Origin of the sequence: Micromonospora sp. NPDC005087 (assembly GCF_042872965.1) — a bacterium.
In the GTDB taxonomy this organism is placed as follows: Bacteria; Actinomycetota; Actinomycetes; order Mycobacteriales; family Micromonosporaceae; genus Micromonospora.
On the sequence record NZ_JBIALB010000005.1, the window covers coordinates 112,637 to 126,225 of the forward strand.

The window sequence follows — 13,589 nt, forward strand, 5'->3', positions numbered from 1 at the left end:
GTTCACGCCTCCACGTACTCGGCCCGGAGCGTGGCCAGGGCCCGGGAGATGGACGAACGTACGGTCCCGACGGCGCAGCCGAGGATGTCGGCGATCTCGGCGTCGGGCAGGTCCTCGTAGTAGCGCAGCACCAGGGTGGCCCGTTGCCGGCGCGGCAGCCGGGACAGCCAGGACCAGATCTGGTCCCGGTCGACGGCGGACTGGGCGTGGTCGACGGGTGCCGCCAGCGCCTCATCGGGCTCCCCGCGCAGCAGCACCCGGCGCATCCAGGAACCGCGCTTCCAGTCGACGTACTGGTTGGTGAGCATCCGGCGCACGTAGCGCTCGGGTGAGTCCGCTCGGGCGACCCGTCGCCAGTTGAGCTGGACCCGGACCATCGTCTCCTGCACCAGATCCTGCGCCTGGTGCGGATCGCCGGTGAGCATCACCGCGTACCGCAGCAGCGGGGCCAGTCGCGTGTCCGCGAACTCCTCGTACGTCACTGCACCTCCCGGGGCTCCTGCCTCAGATGACGGAAGCGGGGCGATCGAACGTTGCGGTGACGCCGATCAACCTTTCGGCCGGTCTTGGCATTCGGGGCGGCGGCCAACCTTAGCGATTCCTTAGGATCCGCAGGCTCCACCTGAATCCCCCACTGGAGGAACCCCCACATGCTCACCCACTCCACCCGGCGTTTGCTCGCCGGACTGGGCGTAGCAGGCGCGTTCGTCGCCGCCTCCGCCAGTCCGGCCATCGCCGATCCGGCTGCCGAATTCGACCTCTACTTCCAGGACGTCACCGTCGCGGCCGACTCGCCCGGCGTCGTCCGGGGGCCGAAGCTGTTCGGCTCTGAGCCGACCGTCCTCAACGAGGTCACCGTCCGCTACGACTACCGCTCACTGGCCGACAAGATCACCTTGGCCGGCGACACGGGCAACGACTGCTCCGCCGACGATGCCGGAGTGCTGGTCTGCACGGAACCTTTCCCGGTGGTCGTCGACGAGCTGTACGGAGGATTCCTCGGGGACGTCATCATCGCCCCGACCGACAAAGCGGCTACCGGCGACGCCGGCGAGCTGAAGGTCAGCCTCCAGACCGCCGGCAAGGACGTCGCCAACTACGTCTCCCGCATCCGCGTCGGCGAGGGCGTCGACCTGGCGGGCGGACCCGAAACCCAGGTCAAGGCAGCGCCCGGTGCCGCGTTCCAGGCCCCGCTGACTGTCCGCAACGTCGGCAAGACCGACATCGAGGGTGTGGTGGCGTTGTTCGACAACGACTACGGCATCCGGACCAAGGAGCGGTTCGACAACTGCTACTACGCCGAGGACTTCCTGTTCGCCTGCGAGTTCGACGAGAAGATTCCGGTCGGTGAGGGCGCTACGACGACCCTGAACTACGAGCTGGCCAAGGACACCTACGCACCGAGCACCGAGTTCGGCGACATCTGGTTCATGACCACGGGAGACTTCGAGGACTTCGCCGGCGTCCGCGAGGAGGCCGGCGCCAAGGCGGCCCGCCTGGGTACGGGCAAGACCTTGTCGCTGACCCAGGCCCCGGGTGCGAGCCGCGCCATGCAGACGGACACCGACCCGAGCAACAACCACAGTGCGCTGCGGGTGGAGGTCACCGGCAAGAACGGTACGGACCTGGAGGCCGTCGGCGCCAAGTTCACCGGCGCCAAGGGTGCGGTGGTGACCGCCGCCCTTGGTTTCCGCAACAACGGCCCGGCCACCCTGGAGTACATCCGCACCGAGACCGACGTCACCTTCGTCGACGTCACGGTGCCGACCGGCACCACCGCGGTGGAGGTGCCGGCCGAGTGCGCCCCGCGTACCGGTGAGGACGCGGAGTGGGAGGACGCCGGGACTCCCGGCGCTGCCGAATACCGCTGCTATCCCGGGCCGTTCGCCCCGGCCGGCGAGGAACTGACCGGCGAGTTCAAGTTCCGTATCGACAAGGTCATCGCCAACGCCACCGGCGCGGTGAAGGTCAACGTCCCGTGCGAGTGCGAGGGCGGCTTCTACGCCGACCTGAAGCCGGCCAACGACACCGCCAAGATCCTGGTGAACGCGTCCGGCGACCAGGGCGACCAGGGCGACCAGGGCGACCAGGATGGCAGCGGCGGCCAGGGTGGTGACGACGGTGGCGCGCTGCCGATCACCGGCCAGTCCACCGGCCTGATCGCCGGCATCGGCGCGCTGCTGCTCGCCGCGGGCGTCGGCGGCTACCTGGTGGCCAAGCGCCGCCGGACCCGCTTCGTCGCCTGATCCAACCCGCACCACCGGTGCCCCGCCGACCATCCCGGTCGGCGGGGCACCGTCGTTGCGACACCCTTCGCCTCGGGGGATGCGCCAGCGGGTGGTGTGGGTACGGTCCGGCGCGGCAAGAGACGCGGTCTTCGGTACCCTTTGTGGCCGTGGACACAGCTGAGAAGACCCGCACGCTCGCGGAGAGCGTCGCCCTGAACCCGCTCGATCCCAAGGAGCTGTTGCAGACCTTCGGGCTGATCGGCGTCTGGGTGATCCTCTTCGCCGAGACCGGCCTGCTGGTGGGCTTCTTCTTCCCGGGCGACTCGCTGCTGTTCCTGGCCGGGGTGGCCGCCTCGCCCGTGGCGGACGCCATCTTCGGCGACGGCACCCGACTCTCCCTGGCCGGCCTGCTGATCGGCGGTCCGATCTGCGCGATCGTCGGCGCCCAGGTGGGGCACTGGCTCGGCGCGCGGTACGGCCGGCGGATGTTCGAGCGGCCCAACTCCCGGCTCTTCAAGAAGGAGTACGTGGAGAAGGCGGAGTACTACTTCCAGAAGTTCGGCCCGGCGAAGGCCGTGGTGCTGGCCCGCTTCATCCCGATCGTCCGGACGTTCCTCAACCCGGTCGCCGGCGCGCTCGGCATGCCGGCCCGGCAGTTCCTGCTCTGGAACATCGTCGGCGCGGTGCTGTGGGTGGACGGCATCCTGCTGATCGGCTACCTGCTGGCCGAGCAGATCTACCAGGCCATCGGGGACAAGATCGACCACTACATCCTGCCGGTGGTGGCCCTGATCATCGTGATCTCGGTGCTGCCGATCTTCTTCGAGTTCCTCCGCGACCGGCGGGCACGCAAGCGTGGCGAGGCGGTCGCGGTGGTCGCGGCGGCCAGCGCCGTCGGCGCGGTCGAAGCAGTCCGCGAGACGTTCGACCACGACGAGCACCCGCACGGCCGCCAGCGTCCGGAGCACGGGCAGGAGCGCTGAACCCTGGGTACGACGACGGCCGGCCCCCTGGTGAGGGGGTCGGCCGTCGGCATGTCGGACCCGGCCTCCGGCGGTGCGGCCGGGGACGAGCAGGCGTCACCGAGCGGTGGCGCCACCCCTGGCTCGCCACCGAACACCATCCCGGCGCGGGACGGCGTGCAGCGCCTGCTTCAGCGGGCCTTCTTGGTGGCCCGCTTACGCGGCGGGGTCAGCAGGTCGGCGATCGTCGCGATCGCACTCGGGACCAGCCGGTAGTACGCCCAGACACCGCGCTTCTCCCGCTCCAGCAAGCCGGCCTCGGTGAGGATACGCAGGTGGTGACTGACCGTCGGCTGAGAGAGGCCGAGCGGCGCCGTCAGGTCACAGACGCACGCCTCGCCCTCAGGGGCCGACTGGATCAGGCTGAGCAGCCGCAACCGAGCGGGATCGGCAAGGGCCTTGAGGACCCCCGCGAGACGCTCGGCATCGGCACGTTCGATCGGCTCACCGGCAAGCGGCGAGATCTGAGGCATAGTCATTTCGGCCAACGCAGTTCCCACGTATTCCATCCTTCCACCAGCAGCATCGATCCGCCTGCATATCAGCAGATCCGAATCGGCAAACTTTTACGCCACAAGGCCGAGGTCAGCCAACGTATAGGCCGCCCTGTACGGCAATCCGGCGGCTCGCACCGCGTCGCCGGCGCCTCGATCAACAATAACCGCCACGCCCACGACTTCAGCCCCGGCCTCACGAAGCGCCTCGACCGCGGTCAACACACTTCCGCCTGTCGTGGACGTATCCTCCACCGCCAACACTCGGCGGCCGACCACCTCCGGTCCCTCGATGCGCCGTTGTAGACCGTGCGCCTTACCCGCCTTGCGCACCACAAAAGCGTCCAGGGCCCGACCGGTCGGAGCAGCGGCGTGCAGCATCGAGAGCGCGATGGGGTCCGCGCCCAGGGTGAGCCCGCCGACGGCGTCGTACTCCCAGTCGGCGGTGAGGTCGAGCAGCACCCGGCCGACCAACGGGGCGGCCCGGTGATGGAGCGTGACGCGACGCAGATCGACGTACCAGTCTGCCTCCCGCCCCGAGGAGAGCACGACCCGTCCGTGGACCACAGCCAGGTCGGTAATGAATTTACGCAGGTCGTCGTGGTCCCCCATGGCGATAGAGGTTACTGCGCAAGTCTGGACGCCGCGTGTGGGGTCCACCCTGATCAGCCCGCTGGGGGACAGATGGTTGGCGATGTCCGACTACGCTCAGCAATCGGCCCGATCGCGGTGAGCCAACGTACCGGCACTGGCGCCGGGAGACCGGGCGGCCCTGGGTGCTCAGCGCTCGTCTCGACCGATCCTGCCGCGGGTGTCCCGGGCGACCGCCTGGAGCAGCCTTCGCGGCGCGTGCCGCAGGCCGGCAACGGCCACTTTGTACTTCCACGCCGGAATGCTGACCAACTTGCCTTTGCCCAGGTCACGCAAGGCTTCGTCGACCACATCCTCGGCCCGCAGCCACATCCACTCGGGCGTCTTCGACATGTTGATGCCGGCCCGCTGATGGAACTCCGTACGGGTGTAGCCGGGGCAGAGGGCCATCACCCGGACCCCGAACGGCCGTGCCGACTGGCCGACGGACTCACTGAAATTGGTGACCCACGCCTTGCTGGCCGAGTAGGTCGATCCCGGCATCACCGCGCCGAATCCGGCAACCGAAGAGACATTTATCACTGCCCCATCGCGCCGTTCGGTCATCGGCCGCAGCGCCGCCAGGGTCAGCCGCATGACCGCGTGCACGTTGAGCCGCAGCAGGCGGGCCTCGTCCTCGGCAGAGGAGCGCAGGAACGGTTTGTTGAGGCTGATCCCGGCGTTGTTGACCAGCAGGTGCACGGGGCCGCCGTCCGTGAGCCGCTGCTCCACCACGGCGCAGCCGTCGTCGGTGGACAGGTCCGCCGAGATCGTCTCGACCTCGCGGCCGTGTCGGGCACCCAGCTCGGTGGCCAGTTCGGTCAACCGGCCCGCGTCCCGGGCGACCAGCACCAGGTGCCAGCCGTCAGCGGCCAGCCGGCGGGTGAACGCAGCGCCGATGCCGGCGGTGGCGCCGGTGATCAGGGCCCGTCGCTCGGCGATCGCGGGGTCGAGCGTCACGGGCGGTCCTCACCTGGGCGGGTACGGGGGCGCGGTCTGCGCCGGCGGGGGCTGGTGCGGGGCGGGTGGGAACCCGGGCGGAGCGGACGGCACGGTAGGCGTTGTCGGACGGTGCCGACCGAACCAGGCGTTGGCCGCCGGCAGGGCCAGCAGCGTAGCTACCACAAGGTAACCGAGGCCCTGTCCAACCGAAAGTCCGGCGTTGAGCGGGATCCACCACGACGGGTACGCGTCACCGATCAGGCCCAGCAACTCGGCGGTGGCCCGCTCGCCGGCGCCCAGCCGCAGCGGCGCGGCCCGTTCACCGATGAGCACCGCCACGCTGCAGCAGCCGGCGAGCAGGCCGAGCCCGCAGACGACCCAGGTGGCCACCCGGACGCCGGCACGACCCGCCAGCAACCCGACGGCCAGACCGGCGAGCACCGGCGTGGAGAGCGCCGCCACCACCGCCGAGACTGCCGCGGACACGCGCAGCAGGGTCACCACATCGTCGACCTGCTGCGGACTCGCCGAGGTGTCCCGGGCGGCGGAGCGGAACGCGTCGACCGTGCGGCCGAGCACCGCCAGGTCGATGACGGTGTACGCGAGTGCGGCGATCGCCATCACCAGCAGCACGGCCGCGGCCAGCAAGACCACGGCCGGCCGGCGCGCCGGTGCCGATTCCGGGTACGACACGACGAATCCCTCCGGTAGGCGTCGGGTTGCAACCTACTCGGAGGGATCGTCGGCGTCGTGGTTATCGAACGGTCAACTCGTCGACGGCGGGGTCGGCCCGGGACGGTCGGCCGGCGGCGTGTCGTCCGGTCGGTCCGTGCCGGACGGGCCCGACGAGGGCGACGGGCCGGGCGGCGGCGGGTAAGCCGGCTCCGACCCGGTCGTCTGGCCCGGCGTCGACGGGTAACCCGGCTCGCCACTCGACGGGTTGCCCGGCTGTCCGGGGGCCTGCGGGTAGCCGGGCTGGCCCGGCGCCTGCGGGTAACCCGGGTAGCTGGCGCCCGGGGTCGGCGGCTCCCAGCCCGCGGTGGGCTTGCGGAAGTACTCGTTGGCCTTCGGAAGCGCCAGCAGGATCAGCGCCGCGAGCAGCGCGAGCAGGCTGATCACGCCGAGCAGGAGGCTGACCGGGGTGATCCAGGAGGGCAGCGCCTCGTCCAGCCGGCGCTGGATCTCCTCGCCGCTCGGCATGTCGCCGCCGGTGTCCACGCCGGTGGTGAAGCTGCCGGCGGCCCCGCTGAGCAGGGTGCCGCCCACGCAGCAGACCATGATGCCGCCGATGATCCAGGTGGTGATCCGGGCGCCGTTGCGACCCTGGTTGTTGAGCAGGGCCAGCACGGCCAGGGCGACCGCGAGCAGCAGCAGCACGATGCTGCTGCCGATGCCGAAGGCGAAGAAGAAGTCCGCCACCTGCTCGGCACCGTTCGCGGAACTGCCCTCGTACGCCTCGCGGAGCACGTCACGGGTCTTGCCGATGGTGGCGAGGGTGAGGATCAGACTGATCACCTGGCACGCCAGGAACAGGAAGAGCAGGTAGCTGGAAATCGTCACGATGGATGGCCGCTGGCGGGCCGGCGTGCTCTGGGAATCGACCACGATTCTCCTTCCCTAAGATCGCGCCCACACCGTATCGGCAACTGGCCACTCTGGCATGCCGTGGCCAACCCGGCGCGCCCGTCGGGACCGGCTCAGCGCTCTTGGGTGGTGGGTCGAATCGTCAGCTCGGCGGGGTCGAGCAGGTCGCCGCCGGCGACCCGCCAGCCCTCTTCGCCGTACGCCTCGAAGGAGAGTCGCGCGCCGCCGCCGGACTCGTAGTCGTGGTAGCGCATCGTCCCGGCCGCCGGCAGCCCGGTCTCGCCGGTGGCGGTGTACCGCGCCTGCCCGGTCTCGGCCCAGGTGTAGCGCCGCCCGCCGAGGTCGATGGTCGGGGCGCCCGGGGTGACGGTCGCGCCGGGTTCGGCGGTCCAGAGCACCAACTCCAGGTCGGGGCCGTCCTCCACGGACAACCGGTGGCGGGTGCCGGAGGCGTCGTCGAGCAGGTGCTGCACCCAGCTCCAGTCCCCCTCGACCAGGCGGATCGTGCCGCTCACCGCGTACTCCCGCTCGCGGATCCGCACGCGGTCGCCGGGGGCCAGACGGTGCGGGCCACCGCGCAGCGACTCCGCCGCGCGGCCGCGCGGCGGCCGCCCGCCGGGCACCGCACCGCCGGGCCGGGTCGCCGCCCGTCGCCGGGCCCGCACGATGATCACGAACACGGCCACCGCGAGTACGGCCACCGCCGCCACCAGGTACGTCACCGACCCGTCCACCGACCACCTCCCCAGGTACGTCGGCGCAGACGGTAACAACCCCCGACACCGAAGCGACTCGCGTCGTGACGGAAAGCTCAGCTACTCACGGCGGCCGGGGCGTTGCCGCGCGTGGCCGTCTGCACTGTGGACAGAGCGGTGGATCACGCTGCGGCGAGTCGTTGGGTGGCGTATTCGCCGAGGGTGGAGCGCCCCATCACGCAGCCGACGAAGGTGGTGAACTCCGTCGGGTCGTCCCGCAGTGACGTCCAGGTCGCCCGGGCCGCCGTCGGGTCGATCCGCTCCAGCAGCGTGGCCGCGTACGCCCGGCCGGCGGGTGAGCCCTCGGCCAGCACCCGGTCGAGCTGCCGGCGTACCTCCTCGGGGTGGTCGTCGAGGGCGGCCTCGACCCGCTGGTACGCCTCGGTCACCGGCAGCAGCGTGCCGGCGAAGCCGACGCCACCGAAGGCAAGCGTGTCGGCCGCGACCAACTCGTCAACGGCCGAGCCCAGTTCCCGTTCCCACTTCTTCCCGATGCCGAACATGCCCCCATCCTTTCCCCGCCCACCCCCGCTCCACCCTGTTGATCAAGAGGTTTGCATCATGAGAGGACATCTCGATGACGCAAACCTCTTGATCACCGCGGGTTGGGCCGGGAGGCGGGGTGGGGTCAGGCCGGGGTTACCGTCAGGGTGTTGGTGGGGGTGGTCAGGTCGACCTTGACGGTGTCGCCGTCGCGGATCGTGCCCGAGAGCAGGGCCTTGGCCAGCTGGTCGCCGATCGCGGTCTGGACCAGGCGGCGTAGCGGGCGGGCGCCGTAGATCGGGTCGTAGCCGTGCTCGGCGAGCCACTGGCGCGCGGACTCGGTGATGTCCAGCGCCAATCGACGGTCCGCGAGACGCTTTCGCATCCGGTCCAGCTGGATGTCCACGATGGAGCGCAGATCGTCCCCCCGCAGCGAGGCGAAGACCACGATGTCGTCCAGCCGGTTGAGGAACTCCGGCTTGAAGTGCGACCGGACCACGGCGAGGACCCCCTCCCGGCGCTGCTCATCGGCCAGCGTCAGGTCGCTGATCACCGACGACCCGAGGTTGGAGGTGAGGATCAGGATCGCGTTACGGAAGTCGACCGTGCGGCCCTGACCGTCGGTGAGCCGACCGTCGTCGAGCACCTGGAGCAGCACGTCGAAGACGTCCGGATGGGCCTTCTCCACCTCGTCCAGCAGGATCACCGAGTACGGCCGACGGCGCACCGCCTCGGTGAGCTGGCCGCCCTCCTCGTAGCCGACGTAGCCGGGCGGGGCACCGACCAGGCGGGCCACCGAGTGCTTCTCGCCGTACTCGCTCATGTCGATGCGGACCATCGCCCGCTCGTCGTCGAAGAGGAACTCGGCGAGCGCCTTGGCCAGCTCGGTCTTGCCGACACCGGTCGGGCCGAGGAAGAGGAAGCTGCCGGTCGGGCGGTCCGGGTCGGCCACGCCGGCCCGCGCCCGGCGCACCGCGTCGGCGACCGCGCCCACCGCCTCGGCCTGGCCGACCACCCGGCCGCCCAGCGACTCCTCCATCCGGAGCAGCTTGGCCGTCTCGCCCTCCAGCAGCCGGCCAGCCGGGATGCCGGTCCAGGAGGCAACCACCGCGGCGATGTCGTCCGCGCCGACCTCCTCCTTCAGCATCGCGCCGTCGGCCTGGAGCTGGGCGAGCTCCTCCTCGGCCTGCTTCAGCTCGACCTTGAGCGCGGGGATCCGGCCGTAGCGCAGCTCGGCGGCGCGCTCCAGCTCCCCGTCGCGCTCGGCCCGCTCGGCCTCGCCGCCCAGGCGCTCCAGCTCCTCCTTGGCCGTGGAGAGCTTGGTGATGTGGCTCTTCTCCGTCTGCCAACGCTCGGAGAGCACGGTGAGCTGCTCGCGCTTGTCCGCCAGTTCCTTGCGCAGCCGCTCCAGCCGCTCGGCGGACGCGGCGTCGGGCTCCTTGGCCAGCGCCATCTCCTCGATCTCCAGCCGGCGAACCGCCCGCTCGATCTCGTCCACCTCGACCGGCCGGGAGTCGATCTCCATCCGGAGCCGGGACGCGGACTCGTCGACCAGGTCGATCGCCTTGTCCGGCAGGAACCGGTCGGTGATGTAGCGGTCGGACAGCGACGCGGCGGCGACCAGCGCGGCGTCGGTGATCCGCACGCCGTGGTGCACCTCGTAGCGCTCCTTGAGCCCGCGCAGAATGCCGATGGTGTCCTCGATGGTCGGCTCCCCGACCACCACCGGCTGGAAGCGGCGCTCCAGCGCCGGGTCCTTCTCGATGTGCTCCCGGTACTCGTCCAGCGTGGTGGCGCCGACCATCCGCAGCTCACCGCGGGCGAGCATCGGCTTGAGCATGTTGCCGGCGTCCATCGAGCCCTCACCCTTGCCGGCACCGACGACGGTGTGCAGCTCGTCGAGGAAGGTGATGACCTGCCCGTTGGAGTTCTTGATCTCCTCCAGCACGGACTTCAGCCGCTCCTCGAACTGGCCGCGGTACTGGGCGCCGGCGACCATCGCGCCGAGGTCCAGTGAGACCAGCTTCTTGTCGCGCAGCGACTCGGGCACGTCACCGGCCACGATCCGCTGGGCGAGCCCCTCGACGATGGCGGTCTTGCCGACGCCGGGCTCGCCGATCAGAACCGGGTTGTTCTTGGTACGTCGGGAGAGCACCTGGATCACGCGGCGGATCTCCGAGTCCCGGCCGATCACCGGGTCGATCTTCCCGTCGCGGGCGCTGGCGGTCAGGTCCACGCCGTACTTGGCCAGGGCCTGGTAGGTCTGCTCCGGGTCGGCGGTGGTGACCCGCCGGTCCCCACCCCGGACACTCGGGAAGGCGGCGACCAGGGTCTCCTCGGTGGCGCCGACCGACGTCAGCGCGCCGGACACCGCGCCGCCGACCCGGGCCAGGCCGGCGAGCAGGTGCTCGGTGGAGGTGTACTCGTCGCCCAGCGGCCGGGCGATCTGCTCGGCGGCGCCGATGGCGTTGACGAACTCCCGGGCCAGCGTGGGCTCGGCGATGCTGGAGCCCCGCGCGGCCGGCAGGGCGTCGACCGCGCGCTGGGCGGCCCGGCGCAGCTCGGCGGGGTCGGCCCCGACCGCGCGCAGCAGGCCGGCGGCGGTCGAGCCGTCGGTGTCCAGCAGTGACAGCAGCAGGTGCCAGGGCTCCACGGTGGCGTGGCCGCGCTGGTTCGCCAGGGCGACGGCACCGGTGATGGTCTCGCGGCTCTTGGTGGTGAGGCGTTCGGTGTTCATGGGCTCCCCCGGATCGGCGTTGTCCATTGGGTTGGACCCAACCAGAGTTGAGCGTATTCCGCTCAACCCTAACGCTGTGACGCCCATCACTCCCGGCGACGCCAGCGCCAGTCGAACTCCCCGGCCGCCGGTGGCGGGCCGGGCAGCGGGTCGGTGTCCGGCCCGGTCGACAGTCCGGCCAGCAGCACCGCGAGCTGACGGCGGCGCAGCTGCCCGGTCCGCTCCGGATCGGGTACGCGCACCGCGGCGCACGCCTCCAGCAGCAGCCCCAGGTCCTGCACGACCACGTCGGGGCGCAGCCGCCCGCTGGAGCGGGCCCGCTCGAACAGGGCGGTGGCCAGCTCGCTGGCGCGCATCGCGTCCCGGCCCATCTCCTCGGTCGGAGTGAAGGTGCCGGCCAGGTGAACGGTGAGCGAGTGCACGTCGGCGTCGACCACCCGGGCCAGGAACCCGGCGAACGCGGCCCAGTCGTCCGGCTCCGCCATGGCGGTCTCGGCTTCGGCGATGTAGTGGCGCAACCCGTCGTGGCAGAGCTGGCGCAGCAGGTCCTCCTTGCCCGCGTACCGCCGGTAGAGCGCGCTGATGCCGACGCCGGCACGTTCGGCGACGGCGGCGATCGGCGCCTTCGGATCGTCGAGGAAGACCGCGCGGGCGGCCTCGAGGATCACCTCGTTGTTGCGGGCGGCCTGGGCACGGCGGCCGGCCAGCGGCGCGTCCGTCTTTCCGCGGGGAGGTGGCATGCCACCAGAATAGCAGTGGAACGGACCGTTCCGGTCTGCTACTGTGGTAGCGGAACGAAACATTCCGTTCCGAAGGAGTACCGAGATGACCGGCACCGCGATCCGCCCGTTCCGCGTCGAGGTCCCGCAGACCGCCCTCGACGACCTGGCAGCCCGGCTCGGCCGCACGGTCTGGCCCGCCGACCTGCCCGGCGCCGGTGCCACCTACGGGATGAGCACCGACCGGGTCCGCGCCCTCGTCGACCGGTGGCGGGACGGGTTCGACTGGCGCGCAGTCGAGGCCCGACTGAACGGGTACCCGCAGTTCGTCACCGAGATCGACGGCGAGCAGATCCACTTCCTGCACGTCCGGTCGTCCCGGCCGGACGCCACCCCGCTGGTGCTCACCCACGGCTGGCCCGGCTCGGTGCTGGAGTACCTGGACGTGATCGCCCCGCTCACCGAGCCGACCGCACCGGACGCGCCGGCCTTCCACCTGGTCATCCCGTCGCTGCCCGGCTTCGGGTTCAGCGGCCCGACCCGCAGCGCCGGCTGGAACCGGTACCGCACCGCCCGCGCCTGGGCCGAGCTGATGAGCCGACTGGGGTACGACCGCTACGGCGCGGTCGGCAACGACGCCGGCTCAATGGTCGCGCCGGAGTTGGGCCGGATCGACGCGGCGCACGTGCTCGGCGTGCACGTCACCCAGCTCTTCTCGTTCCCCTCGGGCGACCCGGCCGAGTTCGCCGGGCTGTCCGAGGCGGACCAGGCGGCGCTCGAGCACCTCCAGTGGTTCTACGAGAACAAGTTCTCCTTCAACCAGGTGCACAGCCAGCAGCCGCAGACCCTGGCGTTCGGGCTGGCCGACTCGCCGGTCGGGCTGCTGGCCTGGAACGCCCAACTCTTCGACGAGAGCCTCGACGCCGACTTCATCCTGGCCAACGTGGCGCTCTACTGGTTCACCGGCACGGCCACCTCGGCGATCCGGTTCTACTGGGAGGACGCGCACGCCGGCGACGCGCCTACCGGGCCGACCACCGTGCCGACCGCGCTGGCCATGTTCCCCGGTGACTTCCAGTCGATCCGCCGCTTCGCCGAGCGGGACCACGCGAACATCGTCCGGTGGACGGCGTACGGAACGGACGTCGAGGGCCGCGGCGACGTCGGCGGCCACTACGCCGCCCACCAGGCCACCGACGTGCTGGTCGCGGATGTCCGCGAGTTCTTCGCCAGCCTTCGCTGACCGTGGCGCGCCCGGGTGCCCACCCCGCTCTGCCGGGGTGGGTACCGGCGCATCCCGAGTGGTAGGTCCACTCCGCTTCCCGGAAGTCGGGGCGTCCGGACTGCCGGGACACCGCGACATCGCCGAAACCGAGTCGATCAACGAGGGCCTCAGATCGAGCGGGAGCCATCGATCTTGGAAGGAGGTGGCCCCTGGAGGGGCCGAACTCGACCAAGATCTGGGCTTGGTTCACTAGGCGGTAGCCTTGGCGGGTGCGAGTACGAGTCGAGCAGACCGCCCTTCCCGGGATCGGGGTACGTCACGATCTGGTGACCGAGTCCGGACGCCGCCTGGGCGTGGTCTCCCACCGCAATGGCCGCCGGGATCTTGTCCTCTACGACCCCGACGATCCCGATTCCTGCCAGGCGGACATCCCGCTGACCGACGACGAGGCGGAGGCGCTGGCCGACATCCTCGGCGCGTCGCTGATGCTCGGCCAGCTCTCCGGGCTGCGCGAGCAGGCCGCCGGTCTGCTCACCGAGCAGATCGCCATCACGGCGGGGTCGCGGTACGTCAATCGGAAGCTCGGTGACACCAAGGCGCGTACCCGCACCAGCGCCTCCATCGTGGCGGTGTTGCGCGACGGCGAGGTGATCGTCTCGCCGCTTCCCACCTTCCGCTTCGCAGCCGGTGACGTGGTGGTCGTCGTGGGGACCCGCAAGGGTCTCGACGGTGTCTCCGCCATCCTCGCCGACAGTGACCCGGACGGCTGA

14 protein-coding genes are annotated in these 13,589 nt (G+C 70.9%); 4 read left to right on the top strand and 10 right to left on the bottom strand.

Annotated elements, in window-relative coordinates; all coding sequences use genetic code 11:
• Nucleotides 1–2 precede the first annotated feature (2 nt).
• Nucleotides 3–482 (bottom strand): SigE family RNA polymerase sigma factor, encoded by a 480-nt coding sequence (locus tag ACFYPS_RS14350; RefSeq protein ID WP_387324733.1) that lies wholly within the window; start codon nt 480–482, stop codon nt 3–5.
• 168 nt (nt 483–650) lie between these two features.
• Here ACFYPS_RS14350 and ACFYPS_RS14355 point away from each other — a divergent pair, with 168 nt between their 5' ends.
• A complete protein-coding gene (locus ACFYPS_RS14355) occupies nt 651–2,246 on the top strand; it encodes an LPXTG cell wall anchor domain-containing protein (protein ID WP_354966472.1) in 1,596 nt (531 codons plus the stop codon).
• 143 nt (nt 2,247–2,389) lie between these two features.
• Nucleotides 2,390–3,211, top strand: a complete 822-nt coding sequence (locus tag ACFYPS_RS14360; protein WP_354966471.1) for a DedA family protein — start codon at nt 2,390–2,392, stop codon at nt 3,209–3,211.
• Nucleotides 3,212–3,381: 170 nt separating this feature from the next.
• Here the strand turns inward: ACFYPS_RS14360 and ACFYPS_RS14365 are convergent, their stop codons facing one another.
• From ACFYPS_RS14365 to ACFYPS_RS14405, 9 genes are all read right to left on the bottom strand, one after another.
• Nucleotides 3,382–3,759 carry a helix-turn-helix transcriptional regulator gene (locus ACFYPS_RS14365; protein ID WP_007454255.1) on the bottom strand — a complete coding sequence of 126 codons (378 nt, stop codon included), beginning with the start codon at nt 3,757–3,759 and terminating at the stop codon, nt 3,382–3,384.
• Nucleotides 3,760–3,816: 57 nt separating this feature from the next.
• Complete coding sequence (gene pyrE / locus ACFYPS_RS14370; protein ID WP_354966470.1) at nt 3,817–4,356, bottom strand: orotate phosphoribosyltransferase; 540 nt, start codon at nt 4,354–4,356, stop codon at nt 3,817–3,819.
• Between the two features lie 168 nt (nt 4,357–4,524).
• Entirely contained in the window at nt 4,525–5,334 is an 810-nt protein-coding gene (locus tag ACFYPS_RS14375) for an SDR family oxidoreductase (protein ID WP_354966469.1), read from the bottom strand.
• Between the two features lie 9 nt (nt 5,335–5,343).
• Nucleotides 5,344–6,009, bottom strand: coding sequence for a hypothetical protein (locus ACFYPS_RS14380; RefSeq protein ID WP_354966468.1), 666 nt, complete (start codon nt 6,007–6,009; stop codon nt 5,344–5,346).
• Nucleotides 6,010–6,081: 72 nt separating this feature from the next.
• On the bottom strand, nt 6,082–6,921 hold the full coding sequence (locus tag ACFYPS_RS14385; RefSeq protein ID WP_354966467.1) for a hypothetical protein: 840 nt from the start codon (nt 6,919–6,921) through the stop codon (nt 6,082–6,084).
• A 92-nt stretch (nt 6,922–7,013) separates the two neighbouring features.
• Complete coding sequence (locus ACFYPS_RS14390) at nt 7,014–7,634, bottom strand: DUF4178 domain-containing protein (protein WP_354966466.1); 621 nt, start codon at nt 7,632–7,634, stop codon at nt 7,014–7,016.
• Nucleotides 7,635–7,777: 143 nt separating this feature from the next.
• Nucleotides 7,778–8,158, bottom strand: coding sequence for a hypothetical protein (locus ACFYPS_RS14395; protein ID WP_354966465.1), 381 nt, complete (start codon nt 8,156–8,158; stop codon nt 7,778–7,780).
• Nucleotides 8,159–8,283: 125 nt separating this feature from the next.
• On the bottom strand, nt 8,284–10,875 hold the full coding sequence (gene clpB, locus ACFYPS_RS14400; protein WP_354966464.1) for an ATP-dependent chaperone ClpB: 2,592 nt from the start codon (nt 10,873–10,875) through the stop codon (nt 8,284–8,286).
• Between the two features lie 86 nt (nt 10,876–10,961).
• Entirely contained in the window at nt 10,962–11,615 is a 654-nt protein-coding gene (locus ACFYPS_RS14405; RefSeq protein WP_354966463.1) for a helix-turn-helix domain-containing protein, read from the bottom strand.
• Nucleotides 11,616–11,700: 85 nt separating this feature from the next.
• On the opposite strand from ACFYPS_RS14405, the gene ACFYPS_RS14410 reads away from it, so the two are divergent.
• Both ACFYPS_RS14410 and ACFYPS_RS14415 read left to right on the top strand, forming a co-directional pair.
• A complete protein-coding gene (locus tag ACFYPS_RS14410) occupies nt 11,701–12,837 on the top strand; it encodes an epoxide hydrolase family protein (protein WP_354966462.1) in 1,137 nt (378 codons plus the stop codon).
• A gap of 251 nt (nt 12,838–13,088) precedes the next feature.
• Nucleotides 13,089–13,589, top strand: coding sequence for a TrkA C-terminal domain-containing protein (locus ACFYPS_RS14415; RefSeq protein WP_354966461.1), 501 nt, complete (start codon nt 13,089–13,091; stop codon nt 13,587–13,589).

Excerpts from the sequence above, each read along its gene's own strand:
- ACFYPS_RS14365 (WP_007454255.1), bottom strand. The coding sequence starts at position 3,759 with ATGGAATACGTGGGAACTGCGTTGGCCGAAATGACTATGCCTCAGATC.
- ACFYPS_RS14405 (WP_354966463.1), bottom strand. The coding sequence starts at position 11,615 with ATGCCACCTCCCCGCGGAAAGACGGACGCGCCGCTGGCCGGCCGCCGT.
- clpB (WP_354966464.1), bottom strand. The coding sequence starts at position 10,875 with ATGAACACCGAACGCCTCACCACCAAGAGCCGCGAGACCATCACCGGT.
- ACFYPS_RS14395 (WP_354966465.1), bottom strand. The coding sequence starts at position 8,158 with ATGTTCGGCATCGGGAAGAAGTGGGAACGGGAACTGGGCTCGGCCGTT.
- ACFYPS_RS14410 (WP_354966462.1), top strand. The coding sequence starts at position 11,701 with ATGACCGGCACCGCGATCCGCCCGTTCCGCGTCGAGGTCCCGCAGACC.
- pyrE (WP_354966470.1), bottom strand. The coding sequence starts at position 4,356 with ATGGGGGACCACGACGACCTGCGTAAATTCATTACCGACCTGGCTGTG.
- ACFYPS_RS14355 (WP_354966472.1), top strand. The coding sequence starts at position 651 with ATGCTCACCCACTCCACCCGGCGTTTGCTCGCCGGACTGGGCGTAGCA.